Origin of the sequence: Paenibacillus sp. 453mf (assembly GCF_900116105.1) — a bacterium.
GTDB classification, from domain to species: Bacteria; Bacillota; Bacilli; order Paenibacillales; family Paenibacillaceae; genus Paenibacillus; species Paenibacillus provencensis.
In genome coordinates this window covers 1,261,988-1,278,178 of the sequence record NZ_FPAC01000001.1, presented here as the reverse complement: position 1 = coordinate 1,278,178, position 16,191 = coordinate 1,261,988, and the positions used below count along the sequence as shown (strand labels likewise).

Annotated in this window: 12 protein-coding genes, 3 pseudogenes and 1 other annotated feature; of the genes and pseudogenes, 2 read left to right on the top strand and 13 right to left on the bottom strand. The window is 42.5% G+C overall.

The window, feature by feature from the left end:
* Positions 1–18: 18 nt before the first annotated feature.
* From BM415_RS06135 to BM415_RS06095, 8 genes and pseudogenes are all read right to left on the bottom strand, one after another.
* On the bottom strand, positions 19–453 hold the full coding sequence (locus BM415_RS06135; RefSeq protein WP_091155721.1) for a MarR family winged helix-turn-helix transcriptional regulator: 435 nt from the start codon (positions 451–453) through the stop codon (positions 19–21).
* A 123-nt stretch (positions 454–576) separates the two neighbouring features.
* Complete coding sequence (locus tag BM415_RS06130; RefSeq protein WP_091155719.1) at positions 577–1,608, bottom strand: NADH:flavin oxidoreductase/NADH oxidase; 1,032 nt, start codon at positions 1,606–1,608, stop codon at positions 577–579.
* Positions 1,609–1,869: 261 nt separating this feature from the next.
* On the bottom strand, positions 1,870–3,327 hold the full coding sequence (locus BM415_RS06125) for a serine hydrolase domain-containing protein (protein ID WP_091155717.1): 1,458 nt from the start codon (positions 3,325–3,327) through the stop codon (positions 1,870–1,872).
* Positions 3,328–3,852 (bottom strand): DUF1700 domain-containing protein, encoded by a 525-nt coding sequence (locus BM415_RS06120; RefSeq protein ID WP_091155715.1) that lies wholly within the window; start codon positions 3,850–3,852, stop codon positions 3,328–3,330. It abuts the gene before it with no gap.
* Position 3,853: 1 nt separating this feature from the next.
* Entirely contained in the window at positions 3,854–4,189 is a 336-nt protein-coding gene (locus BM415_RS06115; protein WP_091155712.1) for a PadR family transcriptional regulator, read from the bottom strand.
* Positions 4,190–4,375: 186 nt separating this feature from the next.
* Positions 4,376–6,057: pseudogene (locus BM415_RS06110) on the bottom strand (glutamine--tRNA ligase/YqeY domain fusion protein).
* A 94-nt stretch (positions 6,058–6,151) separates the two neighbouring features.
* Positions 6,152–6,423, bottom strand: a binding site (T-box leader).
* Positions 6,424–6,489: 66 nt separating this feature from the next.
* Positions 6,490–7,290, bottom strand: coding sequence for a class I SAM-dependent methyltransferase (locus tag BM415_RS06100; protein ID WP_244533160.1), 801 nt, complete (start codon positions 7,288–7,290; stop codon positions 6,490–6,492).
* A gap of 105 nt (positions 7,291–7,395) precedes the next feature.
* On the bottom strand, positions 7,396–8,163 hold the full coding sequence (locus tag BM415_RS06095) for a hypothetical protein (protein ID WP_091155706.1): 768 nt from the start codon (positions 8,161–8,163) through the stop codon (positions 7,396–7,398).
* Between the two features lie 361 nt (positions 8,164–8,524).
* Between BM415_RS06095 and BM415_RS06090 the strand changes: the two genes are divergently transcribed.
* Entirely contained in the window at positions 8,525–9,280 is a 756-nt protein-coding gene (locus BM415_RS06090) for a DeoR/GlpR family DNA-binding transcription regulator (RefSeq protein ID WP_091155704.1), read from the top strand.
* A 59-nt stretch (positions 9,281–9,339) separates the two neighbouring features.
* On the opposite strand, the gene BM415_RS06085 is transcribed toward BM415_RS06090, so the two are convergent.
* The 4 genes and pseudogenes from BM415_RS06085 to BM415_RS06070 form a co-directional block, all read right to left on the bottom strand.
* Positions 9,340–10,908: a YcdB/YcdC domain-containing protein gene (locus BM415_RS06085; protein ID WP_091155702.1), complete on the bottom strand. Its 1,569-nt coding sequence runs from the start codon at positions 10,906–10,908 to the stop codon at positions 9,340–9,342.
* Between the two features lie 187 nt (positions 10,909–11,095).
* Positions 11,096–11,911, bottom strand: a pseudogene (locus BM415_RS06080) (MFS transporter).
* Positions 11,912–11,948: 37 nt separating this feature from the next.
* Positions 11,949–12,395, bottom strand: a complete 447-nt coding sequence (locus BM415_RS06075; protein ID WP_091155699.1) for a MarR family winged helix-turn-helix transcriptional regulator — start codon at positions 12,393–12,395, stop codon at positions 11,949–11,951.
* Between the two features lie 204 nt (positions 12,396–12,599).
* Positions 12,600–14,357: a glycoside hydrolase family 2 protein gene (locus tag BM415_RS06070; RefSeq protein ID WP_091155697.1), complete on the bottom strand. Its 1,758-nt coding sequence runs from the start codon at positions 14,355–14,357 to the stop codon at positions 12,600–12,602.
* Positions 14,358–14,529: 172 nt separating this feature from the next.
* Between BM415_RS06070 and BM415_RS06065 the strand changes: the two genes are divergently transcribed.
* A complete protein-coding gene (locus tag BM415_RS06065; protein WP_091155695.1) occupies positions 14,530–15,432 on the top strand; it encodes an ArsR/SmtB family transcription factor in 903 nt (300 codons plus the stop codon).
* 412 nt (positions 15,433–15,844) lie between these two features.
* Here the strand turns inward: BM415_RS06065 and BM415_RS06060 are convergent.
* Positions 15,845–16,039: pseudogene (locus BM415_RS06060) on the bottom strand (MbtH family NRPS accessory protein).
* Positions 16,040–16,191 lie beyond the last annotated feature (152 nt).

The following is a 16,191-nucleotide window of genomic DNA, read 5'->3' as shown; positions in this document are numbered from 1 at the left end:
TCTTGGCTTGTTTCAGGTTTATCCCTGCTTAACACGAATTATAGATCCAAGCAGCGCTTCTATATCAGTGTAGGGCAAAGCCTTAATGAGTACTTCATTAAAGGTATGAAACGCTTGGTTCACTTTCTCCTGACCGATATCCGTAAGAGAAGTATATACACTTCGCCGGTCTTCTTCACAAGCTGATCTTCTCAGCGCACCGCATCCTTTGGCCTCAAAGCGAGCCACAAATCTAGACATGGCGCTCTGACTAAGACCTACCATCGACTCTAGCTGCTGCAGCTTCAATCTTCTTAGCGGAGCTTGAGATAAGAAGTACAGCATATAAAATTCATTTAATGACAGATCATGTTTAGACTGCAGTGACTGATCAAGCAAATTCTCTATATTCATTTGGATGTGAGTCAGTGATAACCAGCTCGTTATAAGGTCATGCTCTTGATTCATGTCCATAAGTAATTCTCCTCAGCTTCATAAGATGAATCTCTAACAAAAAATCTTACTACTCATAATCTTCATTATAACAAACTACCTCAGATTACAGAAGTTCGATTCATCCCGAAGAAGCAAAAGAGATTAGCCTAACCGGAACCCTCCGGCATATTGTCTTGGAACATCCGTTTGCTTACGCAGCGATTCGGCAGCAGTTAAGGGCCAGTACGGATTCTTAAGCATCCCTCTGCCTACAGCAACCAGATCGGCATCCTCATTACCGATAACGGAATTGGCTAATGCCGGCTCATCCAGTCTCCCCACAGCAATAACCGGAACATTCAAGCCCTGCTTGATTTCTCTGGCAAGCGGCACCTGATAAGCCGTGTGAGTACCTGGTCGTCCATCCGCGCCAATAGGACCTTCTCCTCCAGAGCTTACATGGAACATATCAACGCCCGCTTCTTTATATGCCTTGCTGAATTCAAGGCTTTCCTTAATGCCATATCCACCTTTAACATATTCTTTAGCCGAGATCCGCATGATGAGCGGCATATCCTCCGGCATTTCACTCTTCACAGCACGAATGATCTCCACACCGAATTTCGTCAGATCTTGTCCGTATTCATCAGATCTTCTATTCGTGAGCGGAGAGTGGAATTGATGGATCAGATAGCCGTGTGCACCATGAAGCTCGATGACATCGACACCTGCCTGAACGGCACGACGAACAGCAAGTCTGAATTTTTCTACCATTCCCTTCACTTCCTCTGTAGAAAGCTCGCGAGGGGTCTTGGATTGGTCGTCAAAGGCAATAGGTGAAGGAGCAACCGGCACCTCAGCATCTTCTGCTTTACGTCCGGCATGGGCGATTTGAACACCTACTTTTGCACCATATTTGTGCGCATCTTCTACAATACGAGCCAATGGAGCAATCTGTTCATCTGACCACAGGCCGAGATCATAGTCGGTAATTCTTCCGTCGGGCTCTACATCGGTCATCTCAATAATAATCAGCCCTGTTCCACCAATGGCACGGCTGACATAATGCGTATGATGCCAATCATTCGCAATTCCATCTTTTTGAGTAACCGAATATTGACACATCGGAGGCATTACAATCCTATTCTTAAGCTCAAGTCCTTTAAGTTTGTATTCGCTGAACATATCGATCATTTAGCATATCTCTCCTTTAATTCATCTAAGTTTCAAGCCACTATCTTGTACTTACACAGAGTTTTATAATGCACCGAACCGCAGCAAATATGTTTTCTGTTTAAATATTTTCTGCATATTGCGTGTAACTCATGTCTTCTCGATAATGTATGTACATGCATATATATTATCGGATCAATAATACTGTGTCAATTCTATAATCAAGAACAGCCTGCAACTTACCTTTGCGTAAATCACAGGCTACTTATACAATTCAAGCCTTCATTTGCTTATCTTTTTTCGTGGCCATAACAGAACGAGCCCGTTAAGCAGTACTAACAATGCAGACATTAACATTAATATAGCAACATCTGGTGCAAACAATATAACCGAGTGAAATGGGGAATCTGTATAATATCTGACCAGAGGAACAGTTAGAATCGAAGCAAGCAGCATAACAGTTCCTATTATCACTCTTAATGCGGTGTAACGGATCTTTGCTCTCCGTCTGGCTAATATAATATATAAGAGAAGTATAATGCATATTAAAACAAAGAGTGTGAGGAACAACTGGGTATTTCGAGACAAGCCAGGAATGTCCTCAGGCTGCTCATTATTTACAAGCTGTATGATTCCTTTTTTTAAAGCAGGTAACGCAGATTCTTCTAAGATATGATTCTTGTTCGTTAAGATCACTCCACCTAAGCCCTCTTCAGGAAAGTAAAACAATTCTCCATGCGAATCAGGTGTGGAACCAGAATGCCATAGAGATAACTCTCCACCTTTCTTATCAGGCAATGTCGTGCGTAAACCGTAACCATAGTAGCGGTTCTCTCTTACCTGAACGAGAGGTGTCAAATATTTGTTCAAGTAATCATCATTAAGAAGTCTATTTGTACTGGTGTTACTGATAAGCTTTAGAAACTTCGCGAGATCTTCCGAACTAGCCGTAATATAGCCATACGATGAACCGCTGTTGTCATATTCCACTGTGCTTTTTACTGGATAACCAAATAACGATTGATATCCTGTCCGATATCCATTACGAATTGCGGTAGTTAATTCTGCTGCTGCATTATCCATGCCAAGTGGTTCAAAAATTCGCTGATGCATGTAATCTGAATAGGTTTGTTTTGACACTTCTTCAATAATTGCTCCGAGTATTATATAATTCGCATTGCTATATTGATGCTTCTCTCCAGGCATTGCGGTGAGCTTTGCCTCTGATAATTTCTCAGTCATTGATTTGTAGGTTACAGATGTTACGAGTTCTTGATCAGATAACAATAAGCCTGTGTATGTAGTAAATCCGCTAGTGTGGCTAAGTAAATGCTTAATCGTCATCGTTGTTGCTGCTTGCTGATCTTGCAATGTAAACCAAGGTAAATATTTCTGTACCGGTGCTTCTAGATCGACCAGCCCTTCTTGTTCCAACTTAACCATAGCAAGTCCAGTAAACGATTTACTAATTGAACCGATTGTAAAAGGTGTACTTGAAGTAATGGGTTGTTCGTCTTCACCAGTAACTCCCCAATTTTTCTGATATATCACATCTTCTCCCTTAAGAAGCATAATGGAAGCACCAGGTATCCTCTGTTCATTCATAAACTCTTCAATATAGCTGTCCAGACGTATTTGTAGATCGCGACCATTTGCAGTAACGTTTGCTTCCGCTCCAATGGAATAATACAAAATAAATAGCGAGCACATCATTATTATAAACCGATTGATAAGCTTCATTTACTTTGCTCCTTGACTTAACCTATTCGCAGCTATCTTCAATGTGAGCATTGAGGAAGAGATTGCAGTTATGATACTGATCATGATTAAAATTGCGTTCCACCAGTTATTTTCGGCTATATTATAAATGAGGTTATAATTAAAGGTTTCAGAAACAAATGAATCTGTCAGAAACATAGCAAGGAGAAACTGAGACACCAAAAATACAGCAGCGAAGGTTATCACAGCCGTGCCTGCGTGCTTTATCTTAGATGCTACTGAATGTCTTCTTATCTCTGGCTGTTCGGTCCGTGTATCACTTGCAAATGAAGCTATACCTTGCACATCCATGAAATCCTTAATAAACTCTCTCGGATCCCCTAATTCGTGCAGAGCATCTCTCCCTTCCTCTCGTGACTCTTGAATATGTTCCAGAATTTGTTGTTCAACAATTTGAACATCATACTTATCTACTTGATTAATTACAAGACCTTTTCTCACCTCGTCCAAAAACAGTTGTTCTCCCCTGTTAAGTTTAATGTACATATTAGTTGATCTCCTTTCCATTACTACGAAGTAGGGATACGATATCCTGTTGTAGTTCCAGCCACTCATTAATCTTATATTGAAGATGTGCTTCGCCTGCCTCATTTATTTGATAATAGACCCTCATTTTCCCGCTCTCGGTGATCTCTCTGTGCATTTCAACCCATTCCTGCTCCTTTAATTTCGTAAGAATTGGATAAATACTTCCTACTCCTTTCAGCTTCAGATTATGCTCTTCTAGTTCCTTCATAATTTCATAGCCATAACTTTTGCCTTTTGACAAAATTGATAACACAAACATTTCCAAATGACCTTTAATCAAATTTGTTCTATCCATAAAATAAATTTAACATAATTATATATCGGAATCAAATATATTATACACAACAAAAATAGTCCTTCCGGCATAAATGGCACTACCAGAAGGACTGTATGAAAAATCATAATACAACACGAAGCTAAATTTATTGACCGATCTATTTAATTTAAAAGCTTGTATTGTATATTAAACGAAAAGCCAAGATTACGACTGGTTTTTCTTCCACCCATCCTTCAAGGCAACAATCCGGTTAAAGACAAGACCCGCTGATTCAGGAGATCTGGGATCCACACTGAAATAGCCATGCCGTATAAATTGGTACGTATCACCCGGATTTGCCTTTGTTAAATACGGTTCAATCCACGCATTCATCACCGTAATCGAATGAGGATTTACAAGCTCTTCCCAGTGATTATCCGATTCTGCTACAACGGCATCTTCTTTAAGCAAGGAATCATACAATCGGACTTCTGCCTTCTTCGCATGGGATGCGGATACCCAGTGAATAGTCGATTTCACTTTTCTTCCATTGTAGCCAGTTCCGCTTTTGGTCTCGGGATCATACGTACAGTGAAGCTCTGTGATTTCCCCGGTGACCGGGTCCTTAATGACAGACTCGCATCTGATATAATACGCCCCTTTTAACCGAACCTCTTGTCCGGGAGATAGTCTAAAATATCCTTTCACCGGATGCTCCATAAAATCTTCTCTCTCGATGTACAGCTCTCGTGAAAAAGGTACTCGACGCTCTCCTAATTGCTCATTTGCTTCATTGTTTTTGATCGGAAGCATCTCTACCTCTCCATCAGAAAAATTCGTGATGACGACTTTCAGGGGATCTAACACAGCCATGGCACTGATTGCTTTACCCTTCAGATCTTGACGAATAAAATGATCAAGCATAGCAGATTCTACCGTGCTGTTCTGACGAAGCATCCCCACCTCGGTCATAAACCGAAAGATACTCTCTGGAGACACACCTCTTCTGCGATAGGCCATAAGCGTAGGAAGCCTTGGGTCATCCCAGCCATCAACAAATCCGCCTTCGACCAGCTCTCTTAAATATCGTTTGCTCGTCACTAGACCCGTAACATTCAATCGGCCAAACTCCCTTTGTATTGGAGGCTCCGGTATTTCCAATTCCTGCAGCACCCATTCATACAAGGGGCGATGTTCCTTGAACTCTGCCGAGCACAGCGAGTGCGTAATCCCTTCAATGGCATCTTGAATCGGATGGGCAAAATCATACGTCGGGTAAATACACCACTCCGTCCCTGTACGATAATGCGCCGCATGAATAATTCGATACAAGACCGGATCCCTCAGCGTAATATTGGGTGCTGACATATCTATCTTGGCACGAAGCACCTTGCACCACTCTGAAATTCCCCATTCCTCATTTGCTCAAATAAATATTGGTTCTCATCTATTGAACGCTCCCGATATGGACTATTCTTACCAGGCTCTGTAAGCGATCCTCTATATTCTGTTAGTTGTTCTGGATTCAGATCACATACGTATGCCTTTCCTTTACTAATCAAGGTAACAGCAGCCTCATAGATTCGCTCAGAATAATCCGATCCAAAATAAACCTTTGGTGTGAGGCCAAGCCAGCGGAGGTCCTCCTCAATCGCTTGAACATATTTCAAATCCTCCTTAAGCGGGTTCGTATCGTCAAAACGAAGATTAAATACACCGTCAAAATGCTTCGCAATCGACGAATTGACATGAATCGCATATGCGCTTCCGATATGCAAATACCCGTTTGGCTCTGGTGGAAACCGTGTGTTGATCGGTCTGTGATATACCCCTGCCTCCACATCATGCTGAATCAGGCTGGTTAAAAAATCACTTGCAGCTTCCTTCTTGTGTGCTGCTTCTTTCATCATTTTTCTGCCTCCTATTGATGGAATCAATGGTAATATGAAACGGATTCCGATTAATGAAAAAACAAAAAAATCCCGTCCCCAAGACTTCTGTCTTGGGGACGAGATTTTATCAATCGTGTTGCCACCCCTGCTTCATGAACACATCACTGTATCCACCTCTTCAAGTACGGCATAATGCCTTGGCATTATACTTATACTCTAGCTCTATAACAGGAGCTCCTGTCGCACCATCGCCATGAAATTTCAGGTTCCGATGCGCTGCTCAGAGGCTTGGTTCAATGACGGGCTTCCTGCTCCTTCTCAGCTTCCGGAGCTCTCTGATGAGGAATCCTGTTCATTTACTCTTCTCTTCATCGCGTTTATTCGTCAGTTAATTTTTAATATAGTATCACTTAGCATGCCGAATGTAAACCAGATCAATACAATATCTTATTCCTTCTCTTTTTGACACACATAGATCAGTTTAGGTTTGCTGTCAACTGGTGGATTCTCCTCCCAGTCTCCATAAAGCTCAATCACTCGGAATCCGTGTCTGGCGAGCAGACGCTCCATTTCCATCGGGTACGTATATCGCAGCTGGATTGTCGTCCTGAGCTCGTTTTCGATTGTATGATCATCCCGTTTCGTTTTCCGAACAATGACATAATCCTGTACTTGAGTCAGCGCATCGTACTTGCTTATCGTATAGATATCCACCTGTTTTCCGTCATCCGTTGTATAGGTTCTCCAGTACTCTTCACCAGCATCCTGCAGCAGCTCTTCCGCATTGGGGAATCGTATGTTGAATATGAATACACCACCTGACTTCAAATGAACGCCCACAGACTGCAGCAGCTTATCCTGTGCTTCGTTCGTCAGAAAATGCTGAAAGGCATTGCCAACCATGTAAATCATTGAACTCTTCATATCCAGTTCTAGATCTTCACAATTCTGCAGTTCAAATCGGATGTCCGTGTGCTCTTCCTCTGCTTTGAGCTTGGCTCTCTCCAGCATGCCTTCGTGTAAATCCACACCAATAATGGAATAGCCTTTCTCAGCGAGAGGGATAGCCGTGCGACCTGTACCACAGGCTAAATCAATAAGGGTGCCTCCCATTAAAGATGCCCATTTCTCAATAAATGCAAAATCATCATCAAATCCGTCATTCTCCATGTCATACATGGTTGGATCATTGTATTCTTCCAAATTCAATAAATGCTTTTGAATACTTGAGCCGTTCTTCATGTCCATATTCAGCTTCCTCTTTTAACCCATTTTATAATTGGAATGAACTGCAAAATACTGACATAAGAATAACGTTTTTTGAATGTGATTTCAACTTCTCTGCCACAGGCTCTACAATAACAGCTGAGTCAGTACATGAATGCCATGGTTCAGCACCAGCTTACTCTCTATACGCTGAGCATGGTCGATTAGGGTAATAGGAATAAGCCCTGTCTCCGTCAGATCATCATTCGTTTGGTACGGTTCGATGCGGATTGCATATTTAAGAGTGAACTCATTATTAGACTCGTTCGTGTATATTGTTCTGGAAGCAATACCTGACTCCTCTAGCTCAGCTGAAGCTCTAGACGCAGCGACCTTTAGATGAGGAGCGGCGATTAGCAATACAACCGCATCCTTCTCTGTTCGAATAGTCACATTCTGTTCCGCGATCAACTTTTCTACAGCATCGAAGTCAATATATAATTTCACAGTCGAAGCAGTGGTATTCGGAACATAGACAGACCTGGCAAGCATACTCTCACCTTGATCGGCAATTAAAGTGTAGATTACCTCTTCTCCTTCTCTACTCTGAATTTCTGTTTCAGAATTCGATTGAACAAGATGCGCTATTCCTGTCTTATCGAAGATCGTTCCGGCTTCATCAAGAGACAGGCCATCTCTACGAAGCCAGCCCGTATTCCACACCAGCTGTACAGGAATATTTAGATAATCGAAAAAATTCAGAGCAGTAACTAACAGCTGTGCTTCTGTTTCGTATCCAGTTTGTTTAACCGAGCATGTATGTTGATCCAATCCGAATTTCTGCATTTCCTCACGTATAGAGCTTCGTTGTTCGTTCGATGGATTCGTTGGTTCATTCGATTTCACTCTTTGCATGCGTTTCACCGTCTCCCTTCATTTGGCAAAAATAAAAAACGCGCCGGACCCATGGTCCTGCGCGTTTCATCTATGCCGCAGGAGGGCCGAACGCGAAATGCGTTAGCCCACCTGTTAATAACGTAAAAGGTGTGCTAACGCTGATTAAAATGATAATATTGTTGTAAGCGAGATAACATCATGAATTTCAATCTCCTTCAACATGACAAATTTAAGTTGTCATTGATTATATACGAAGTAGCTGAGGGCTGCAACTTTTATTTAGAGATCCATTTGTATACTTTCTAAAGCTCATTGTCTTATAATAAATCCTAGAAATAAGTCAGGGACCATGCGTTACAGCATGGGGAAAGGAGTCTGTATGCTTGCAGCAGAAAGACGACAATACATTATGGACATTGCACAAAATGATAAACGTGTGCTCGTGTCCGAGCTCAGCCAGAAATTCAATGTGACAGAAGAAACCATAAGGCGTGATTTGGAGAAGCTTGAAAAGGAAGGAATTTTGACCCGTACATATGGGGGAGCCATCATTAACAAGCATACAAATGAAGACCTGCCTTTTGTTACACGGCAACGGGCCAATCTGGACATTAAGCAAGCAATCGCCCGAAAGGCATTAAATTATATACACGACGGCGAAACATTAATGATGGACCCCAGCTCCAGCTCCATGGAGCTCATGAAGATGCTTAAGCACCGAAGCAACTTGACAATTATAACGAATTCCGCCATCTCCATGCATGAGCTGGCAAGCACAGGACATCAGATGATTTCAACCGGCGGTACCCTCCGTGCTTCCTCTATGTCTTTGACTGGAACGGTTGCACAGGATACCGTCCGCAAATATCACGTGGACAAGCTTATCTTAAGCTGCAAAGCTCTCTCGCTGAATAAAGGGATCATGGACTCCAACGAGCCGGAAAGTGAGCTTAAGCGAACGATGCTTCATCAGGCAGCTAAGATCATCTTACTCGCAGATCACACCAAATTTGACAAGACAGCCTTTGTTCAATTAGCCAGCTTCACGAATATTGATATGCTCATCACTGACCGCGAGCCTGCCCCAGCATGGATTCAGATTCTGCAGGATCAAGAAATTGAGCTTGTATATTAACTCATCAATTCAGCCAGTGCCTATAGACAAGAATTAGGGCGCTGGCTGAATTGTTATTCCTATTCTTTTCTATAGATCCATTCTCCCGTGCTTGCATCTATAAATACCGATCGTGCTTGGAGAATTTCTGACTCTCTCATGTACTTCACCACATTTTCATATACCAGCTTGTACTCCTTCTTCCCTGAAGGCACTGTATGTAAGAACCATTTCAGCTGTACATCCATCTGCTGTCTATATCTTTGGAACGCTTCCTCGGCCGATAGCTTTGGTTGATGCTCTAAGGACATTAATTCCGATATCAGATGCGGACTTAACCCTCGGTAACCGTTAATACGTCCGTTTCTTGTATTTACAACGACAGTAACTTGCTCGTGAGATACCGGAATACCGGATATAAATAACGGAAAGAAGAAAAATTCTTTTTTTCTCCGCTCCCCAACTACAAAGTCGTTATCCACTTCTCTATGCAAGTAAGCACCATAATTCGGAAAAACATCGGCAAGAAACTGTTCAGCGATCTCCCTGCACCCTGATCTGCTAAGCGTCTCTTGTATTGATTCCGTATCCTCCTCCTTATCAAAGGCTTGAAATGATAGAAGACTTCCTGTGCCTGCATCCATTGAAAGCTTGCATGAATAGAACATCCGATCAAGTATATTCCCCCATTTGTGCTTAAGGTAGGCGTCTGCTTGAAACGGGTATGATTCATGACTAAGATCTTGATACCTCTCTCTACTCTGGTTCCTTAATGTATATAGACAGCGGATCTCTCCTTCCTCTTCCTTCACTTCATCCCGCTCAAAATAAGACAAATCTATTCCTAATCGTTCTTCCCACTTCTTCAGCACGGAATCAATAGAATCAGACACAGATTCACAGTGGGGCTCTGCATTAAATAAGAAATCTTCTCGTGCTTGTATCATAGGCTCACTTCTAGGAAATCTAAAATGATCTTCATCAAATAGATCCGCTCCGGTATCCGCACATATGAATTGACGTTCAGGAACTGCGGTGTATACGAGCCTAAATTCGGAATCTGAACCTTGGTAATCATATAGCGTAGGATAAAAATATCGGAGGCTTAACTCCATGTCAATTGAGCTTAAAAGGTTCGCTCTGATAATATCTGGTTCGATAACTTTCAGCGGCCAATGAGGGAGTAATTCAGGAATATCCTTATTGCCTTCAAATCTAAATCTGACTAGCTCCAAGTCTCTGGTAAGGATGAGCTCACACCCTGTATGAGGTAGTGGAAGACCACCGATCTGGAGTCTATAATCCACCTTCACTTTATCTTCAGCATATTTCAATTCATTTAGCATATAACGATTCGGTTCTAATAAGTACCGCTCCAACATTTCCTGTGCCCTAACCTCTGCACTCTCTATAGAAGGAGAATTTAACGAAGATGGTTCCGCTTGCTTGTACATTTGCAATCTCAGGAGTTCCTTGCTGTGAAGATCCAATTCGACCTCAATGGTTTCCTCTCTATTTTCAGGATTCTCCCATACAAATACTCGGTACATTGCATTCTCCTTCGGTATACTATCCTCCATAACCAATCTGAAATTCGCTGGAGCCTCAGCATAGTTCTCGGCAAGTCTGCGCAGTTGTTCCCAATCCACATTTCATCCCTCCGTTATATGAAGTCCTCTTCCAATATACAACAGACGGGTACATACTGAAATTCAATTAAGTTAACCGCACGATAAATTAGGCAATACAAAAACAGACCGTCCCAACATGAATCGGAACGATCTGTTCTGCATAAGCTCTGCATAAGCTCTGCATCAGTTTTGAATCAAACTCGCCTCAGCCTCTAATCCTTACATCTCTTCTTGCCCGAAGTGCGAGGATAAAGCACAAGAATAAAATAATGCTTGCCGATATATACGGAAAGTTAATATTGATATCAAACAGGAATCCCGCCATTGCTGGTCCGAGTACGTTACCCATACTCGTAAATGCCGAGTTAAGTCCCGCGATATATCCCTGCTGCTCCATTGCCATCTTGGACATTTGGGTACTCAGTGTCGGTCTCAATATATCCATGGATAAAAATACGATAAAAGTAACGACGAGTATTAGCCAGTAGTTGTGCACGAAAAGCGTCAAGATGACGAACAGTCCGGCACCAAACAAACAGACGGCTACCACGTTTTTCTCCCCGAATTTGTTGAGAATCCAGCTGAAGATCGTGACCTGCACCACAGAAGTTTGGATTTACAACACGGGATATCGCGATTATTATCACATTTGGGTCTATAGCCGGCGGACAGCAGGCATAATCAGCGCCGCCCCGATACCTCCCAGAAATCTGGCGAGAAAGAGAAACACTGCTGTATTGGACATACCAAACATCAGCTCGGATACGGCAAAGATGAGCATTCCGAGGATAATAATTTTTTTGCGGCCAAGGGCATCAGACAACCGACCTGCGAGCGGCGAGAACAAGAACTGAGTCATTGAAAAGGCAGCAACGAGCAGCCCTACAATACTTCCAGTCATCGATAGCTCCTTCATGAAGGTGGGCATGATTGGAACGACGAGTCCAATTCCCGTAAATACGATAAAAATATTAATCATTAACAGAAGAATGGCTCCCCTGTTTCTTAACATCAGTGACATGTGTCTAAATTCCTCCGTCTATATTTCCTCTGTATAATTACGTCTTTAGTTTGCTCTTTTTCATGAGCTTGTTGATTTCTTCCATCGTTTCTGTCATTTGAATCAGTTTGGGCAGATCGATCTTTGAGTAATATTTGTCGATCATCAGCTGGTCAATATCAGCCAGCTTGGCAATAAACGACTTCCCTCTTTCATCAAGCACAATAAAAGATTCTCTTCGGTTATCCGGGTTCACCAGCTTCAGAATCATCTTCTCCTGCTCAAGCTTGGTTAGGACCTGACTTACGGCACTTTTGGTAATATCAAAAGCATGCGAGATCTCGCTCGTTGTAATTTTCTCATGTTTGGATATGTAGATGAGGATGACCTCCTGCTGAGAAGTCAGATTATAATCACCCAGTTCCTTCACTTCTTTTGTAATCAAAACATTAAACTCATCGAGCACCTGATTCATCCGTGTAATCACTTGAATATAATCATTCATGTATTTAATATCAGCCCCTTTGTGGAGGAGTCAGCGAATCGATCCTCTTCCTATAATAATAAGTACGTTACCAAAAAAAGTTTAGTTAAGTTAACTAAACTGTACTAACCTACTATATAGACACTTTAGAAGCTTGTCAATGCGTATTCATGCCATCGTACAAACAAACCGGATGATCACGATAGATCGTCCGGTTGTCATTAGCTATGCTTTTCCCAGCACGATCGCTTTAATCGTCTCTAGCGGCAGTTTAGGTACCCGATCATACGTTAATAGACCATTGATCTCTTGTTCGACATCTGTAAGCTGTGTATAACAGAAGCCCTGCACGACACGTGAACGAAGCAATGGATCAATGACAGCCTGAAGCCGAGCTGCGTAATCGTCATCACTCTCTGCACCAGAGTAACCCCAGCCCTCCCAATCACTTTTCTTATATGCAATGCCTCCAAATTCACTGACTATAACCGGCTGCCCTTCATAAGGGAATCCCGTTACGGCAAGCTCCCGGTTAGAAGGTCTTGAAGCCAGTACATGATCGATTGTCCGGTAACGCTCCTCCAACACTTCTTTACGCCATTCATAATCATGAATATTAAACAGATCCGTCTTTGTCATCTCCCAGCCATCATTCGAGACGACCGGTCTCGTCGGATCCAGCGATTTCGTCAGATAGTACATCGCAAGTGCATGGTATTGCTGCTGCTTATTAACCCATATATTCGGTACGCCCCAGCTCTCGTTTAATGGAACCCAGCCGACAATTGAAGGATGATTATAGTCCCTTTCAATCGATTCCTGCCATTCCTTCGTAAACCGCTCCACGTATTGCTCAGAGAATTCGTAAGCATTCGCCGCTTCACTATATACGAGAAGTCCAAGCTTGTCACACCAGTATAGATATCTTGGATCTTCCAGCTTCTGGTGCTTCCGTGCGCCGTTGAAGCCCATTGCTTTGGTTAGCTCCACATCTTGTTTAATCGCATCATCACTTGGAGGCGTAAGATTTCCATCAGGAAAGTATCCTTGGTCTAGGACCAATCTTTGAAAATACGGCCTGTTATTCAGACACAGCTGCCCGTTCTCTATCGAGACCTTCCTCATACCGAAGTAGCTATCCACCTGGTCAACAACACTTCCATCCTGAAGCAGTTCAAAGGTAACGTCGTACAAATTCGGATTCTCAGGTGTCCACCATCCGCCTAAGCCATGATCATTAAAGTCATGAAGCTGTATGCATCTTGTTTCACTTGCTGCAGTGACAAGACACTGATCCTCTGCAATCAGCTTGCCCTTGAATTCGATACGTGTCTTTAGATAGTGCCGTGTCTTCGTCTCAGGCCGCTCAATAAATGCTTTGATTTCAATCTGCTTCCGATCAATATCCGGGGTCATACGCACTTTAGCAATATAAGAAGGAGATACCGGCTCAATCCAAACAGACTGCCAGATTCCGGTGGTTCGAGTGTAAAAAATGCTCTCAGATTCCTGCAGCCAATATTGCTTCCCTCTTGGAAGAGTCACATCTGTGCTGTAGTCCTGTGCACGAACGACAACCTCGTTCACTCCATCCTGAATGAAAGGCGTAATATCAGAGCTAAATGGTGTATGTCCGCCTGAGTGCGTCATCGCCAAACTTCCGTTAATCCAGACTGAAGCCTCATAATCCACGGCGCCAAAATGCAATATGATGCGCTTCCCCCTATAGTCTTCAGGCAGCTGAAATATCCTGCGATACCACACCAAATCATGAAAATCAGACTCGGCTATTCCGCTCAGTTTGCTCTGATAAGCAAATGGAACCTGAATTCGCTTGGAATACTCTTCCTTACTCTTCCACCACTGACCCTGGTCTCCCTTCGCATCATCATCAAATTCAAATTCCCATTCTCCATTCAGATTCAGCCATTCCTTACGTACGAACTGAGGTCTTGGATAATCATTTCTATAACACTCTGTCATTGATTATGCCTCCATTAATTAATTTAAAAGTTAATTTAAATACTAATAAGGAAACTTTATACAACCAAGATTATGCACCTAACGTATGGAAACGTCAATCAAAAGTTGATTAGTTAACTTTTAAGTTATATAATCTGTACAAAATGATGTTTATGTAGAGGATAAATAACATATGAATATTCGTGTAACTTCGGAGCATTTTCCCTTTCTTGAAGCCTTCTCATCGGAAACCCGAATCAAAATCATTGAGATGCTGAATGAAAAACCTAGAAACATTAAAGATATGGCCGCTGAGCTTTCACTATCGTCAGCAATGATCACCAAGCATATTCAGAAGCTTGAAGAGGCAGGAATTGTAGGTACCGAGAGTCTGTCCGGAGCTCGTGGCAGACAGAAGATATGCAGGTTAATCCAGGACTCGGTCACCCTGCAATTCACCTCGCCAGCTGTCGCAGATCGCAGCGGCTACTCTGTTAGTATTCCAGTGGGTCAGTATACCCGCTATCAAGTCAACCCTACCTGTGGGCTGGCCTCTGAGAGCGGCCTGATAGGCATGATGGACGATCCGCGCTATTTTGCCGATCCAGAGCATGTGAAGGCAAAGCATTTATGGTTTGGCAGCGGTTATGTTGAATACTCCATTCCCAACTATTTGGTAGGAGATCAAGCGATCAAGAGCCTCAGTGTCACACTTGAGATTTGTTCGGAAGCCCCTGGATATAATGAAGACTGGCCATCGGATATCACATTTTATATCAATGATAGCGAGCTGGGTACCTGGACTTGTCCTGGTGACTACGGCCACGCCCTTGGTGTATTTACCCCTGGCTGGTGGACATTCGGAACGCAGCACGGCTTGTTAAAGACAGTGATGCTCCGAGCAGAAGGAACCTTCCTGGATGGAATTCGGCTGTCTGATATGACAGCTAAGCAGCTAAATATTAGAAAAGGAGATGATATCCGTCTTCGGATCGAGTGCAGCTCCAGCTCCGAGCATCCCGGTGGAATCAGTCTGTTCGGATCAGGCTTTGGCAACTATAATCAGGACATTGATATTCATGTCTTATATGAATAGCCACCTCCATTGGTGGCTCTATTTTACTTATTGCTGTAAGATCCCAAGACTACTCAGGTAGGCTGCTGATTTTGATTTGATTCTGCAATAATGAGTTTAGCCCCCATTTTTACTTCAGAAATGAGAAGTCGCTAGTATAGTATATTGGGATCATGCTTTGCGGTAGATAGACAGCGATTTGTTTTTCTTATTTGAATTTTTCATATGTTGAAATAATATCATCGATTGAATATGTTAGGTTGATTCTGATCTTTATATTGAACTGTTATTATAAAACAGCAGAGCTTATGATTGTTCATCACAAGTCCCTGCTGCTTTTTAGATGTTTCTATAATAATGTTACTTTAGATGCTCATTGTTTCTACGGAATGATTTTTGTCACTCGATTTCTTTCTATAATCTTTATCTCAGTTTATCTCAGGCTCTTGGGACGCATATCCGTCCACTGAACTTCAATGTATTTCTGGCATGCCAGCTTATTATCTGTACCATATACGATCGTCCATCCTGGCGGTACATCTATCATTTCCGGCCACATGGAGTACTGTTACTCATCATTAATCAGAACGACGAAGCTGCCATTTTCATTGTCAACGGTATTTTCCATAAAAAAAGCACGCGATTCTTGTCATATTCGACATCGCATGCCGTTCATTAGTACTAATTTATTGTCCTAATCAAATTATCGACCTTGGATACATCTTTAACTAAAAATGGTGTCTAGTGGCAGCCTTTAAACTTCGGGATCACCTTGAATTC

Bases quoted from the DNA above. Each gene is read 5' to 3' on its own strand.
- BM415_RS06135 (WP_091155721.1), bottom strand. From the start codon at position 453: ATGGACATGAATCAAGAGCATGACCTTATAACGAGCTGGTTATCACTG.
- BM415_RS06130 (WP_091155719.1), bottom strand. From the start codon at position 1,608: ATGATCGATATGTTCAGCGAATACAAACTTAAAGGACTTGAGCTTAAG.
- BM415_RS06125 (WP_091155717.1), bottom strand. From the start codon at position 3,327: ATGAAGCTTATCAATCGGTTTATAATAATGATGTGCTCGCTATTTATT.
- BM415_RS06120 (WP_091155715.1), bottom strand. From the start codon at position 3,852: ATGTACATTAAACTTAACAGGGGAGAACAACTGTTTTTGGACGAGGTG.
- BM415_RS06115 (WP_091155712.1), bottom strand. From the start codon at position 4,189: ATGGATAGAACAAATTTGATTAAAGGTCATTTGGAAATGTTTGTGTTA.
- BM415_RS06100 (WP_244533160.1), bottom strand. From the start codon at position 7,290: ATGGACATGAAGAACGGCTCAAGTATTCAAAAGCATTTATTGAATTTG.
- BM415_RS06095 (WP_091155706.1), bottom strand. From the start codon at position 8,163: ATGCAAAGAGTGAAATCGAATGAACCAACGAATCCATCGAACGAACAA.
- BM415_RS06090 (WP_091155704.1), top strand. From the start codon at position 8,525: ATGCTTGCAGCAGAAAGACGACAATACATTATGGACATTGCACAAAAT.
- BM415_RS06075 (WP_091155699.1), bottom strand. From the start codon at position 12,395: ATGAATGATTATATTCAAGTGATTACACGGATGAATCAGGTGCTCGAT.
- BM415_RS06070 (WP_091155697.1), bottom strand. From the start codon at position 14,357: ATGACAGAGTGTTATAGAAATGATTATCCAAGACCTCAGTTCGTACGT.
- BM415_RS06065 (WP_091155695.1), top strand. From the start codon at position 14,530: ATGAATATTCGTGTAACTTCGGAGCATTTTCCCTTTCTTGAAGCCTTC.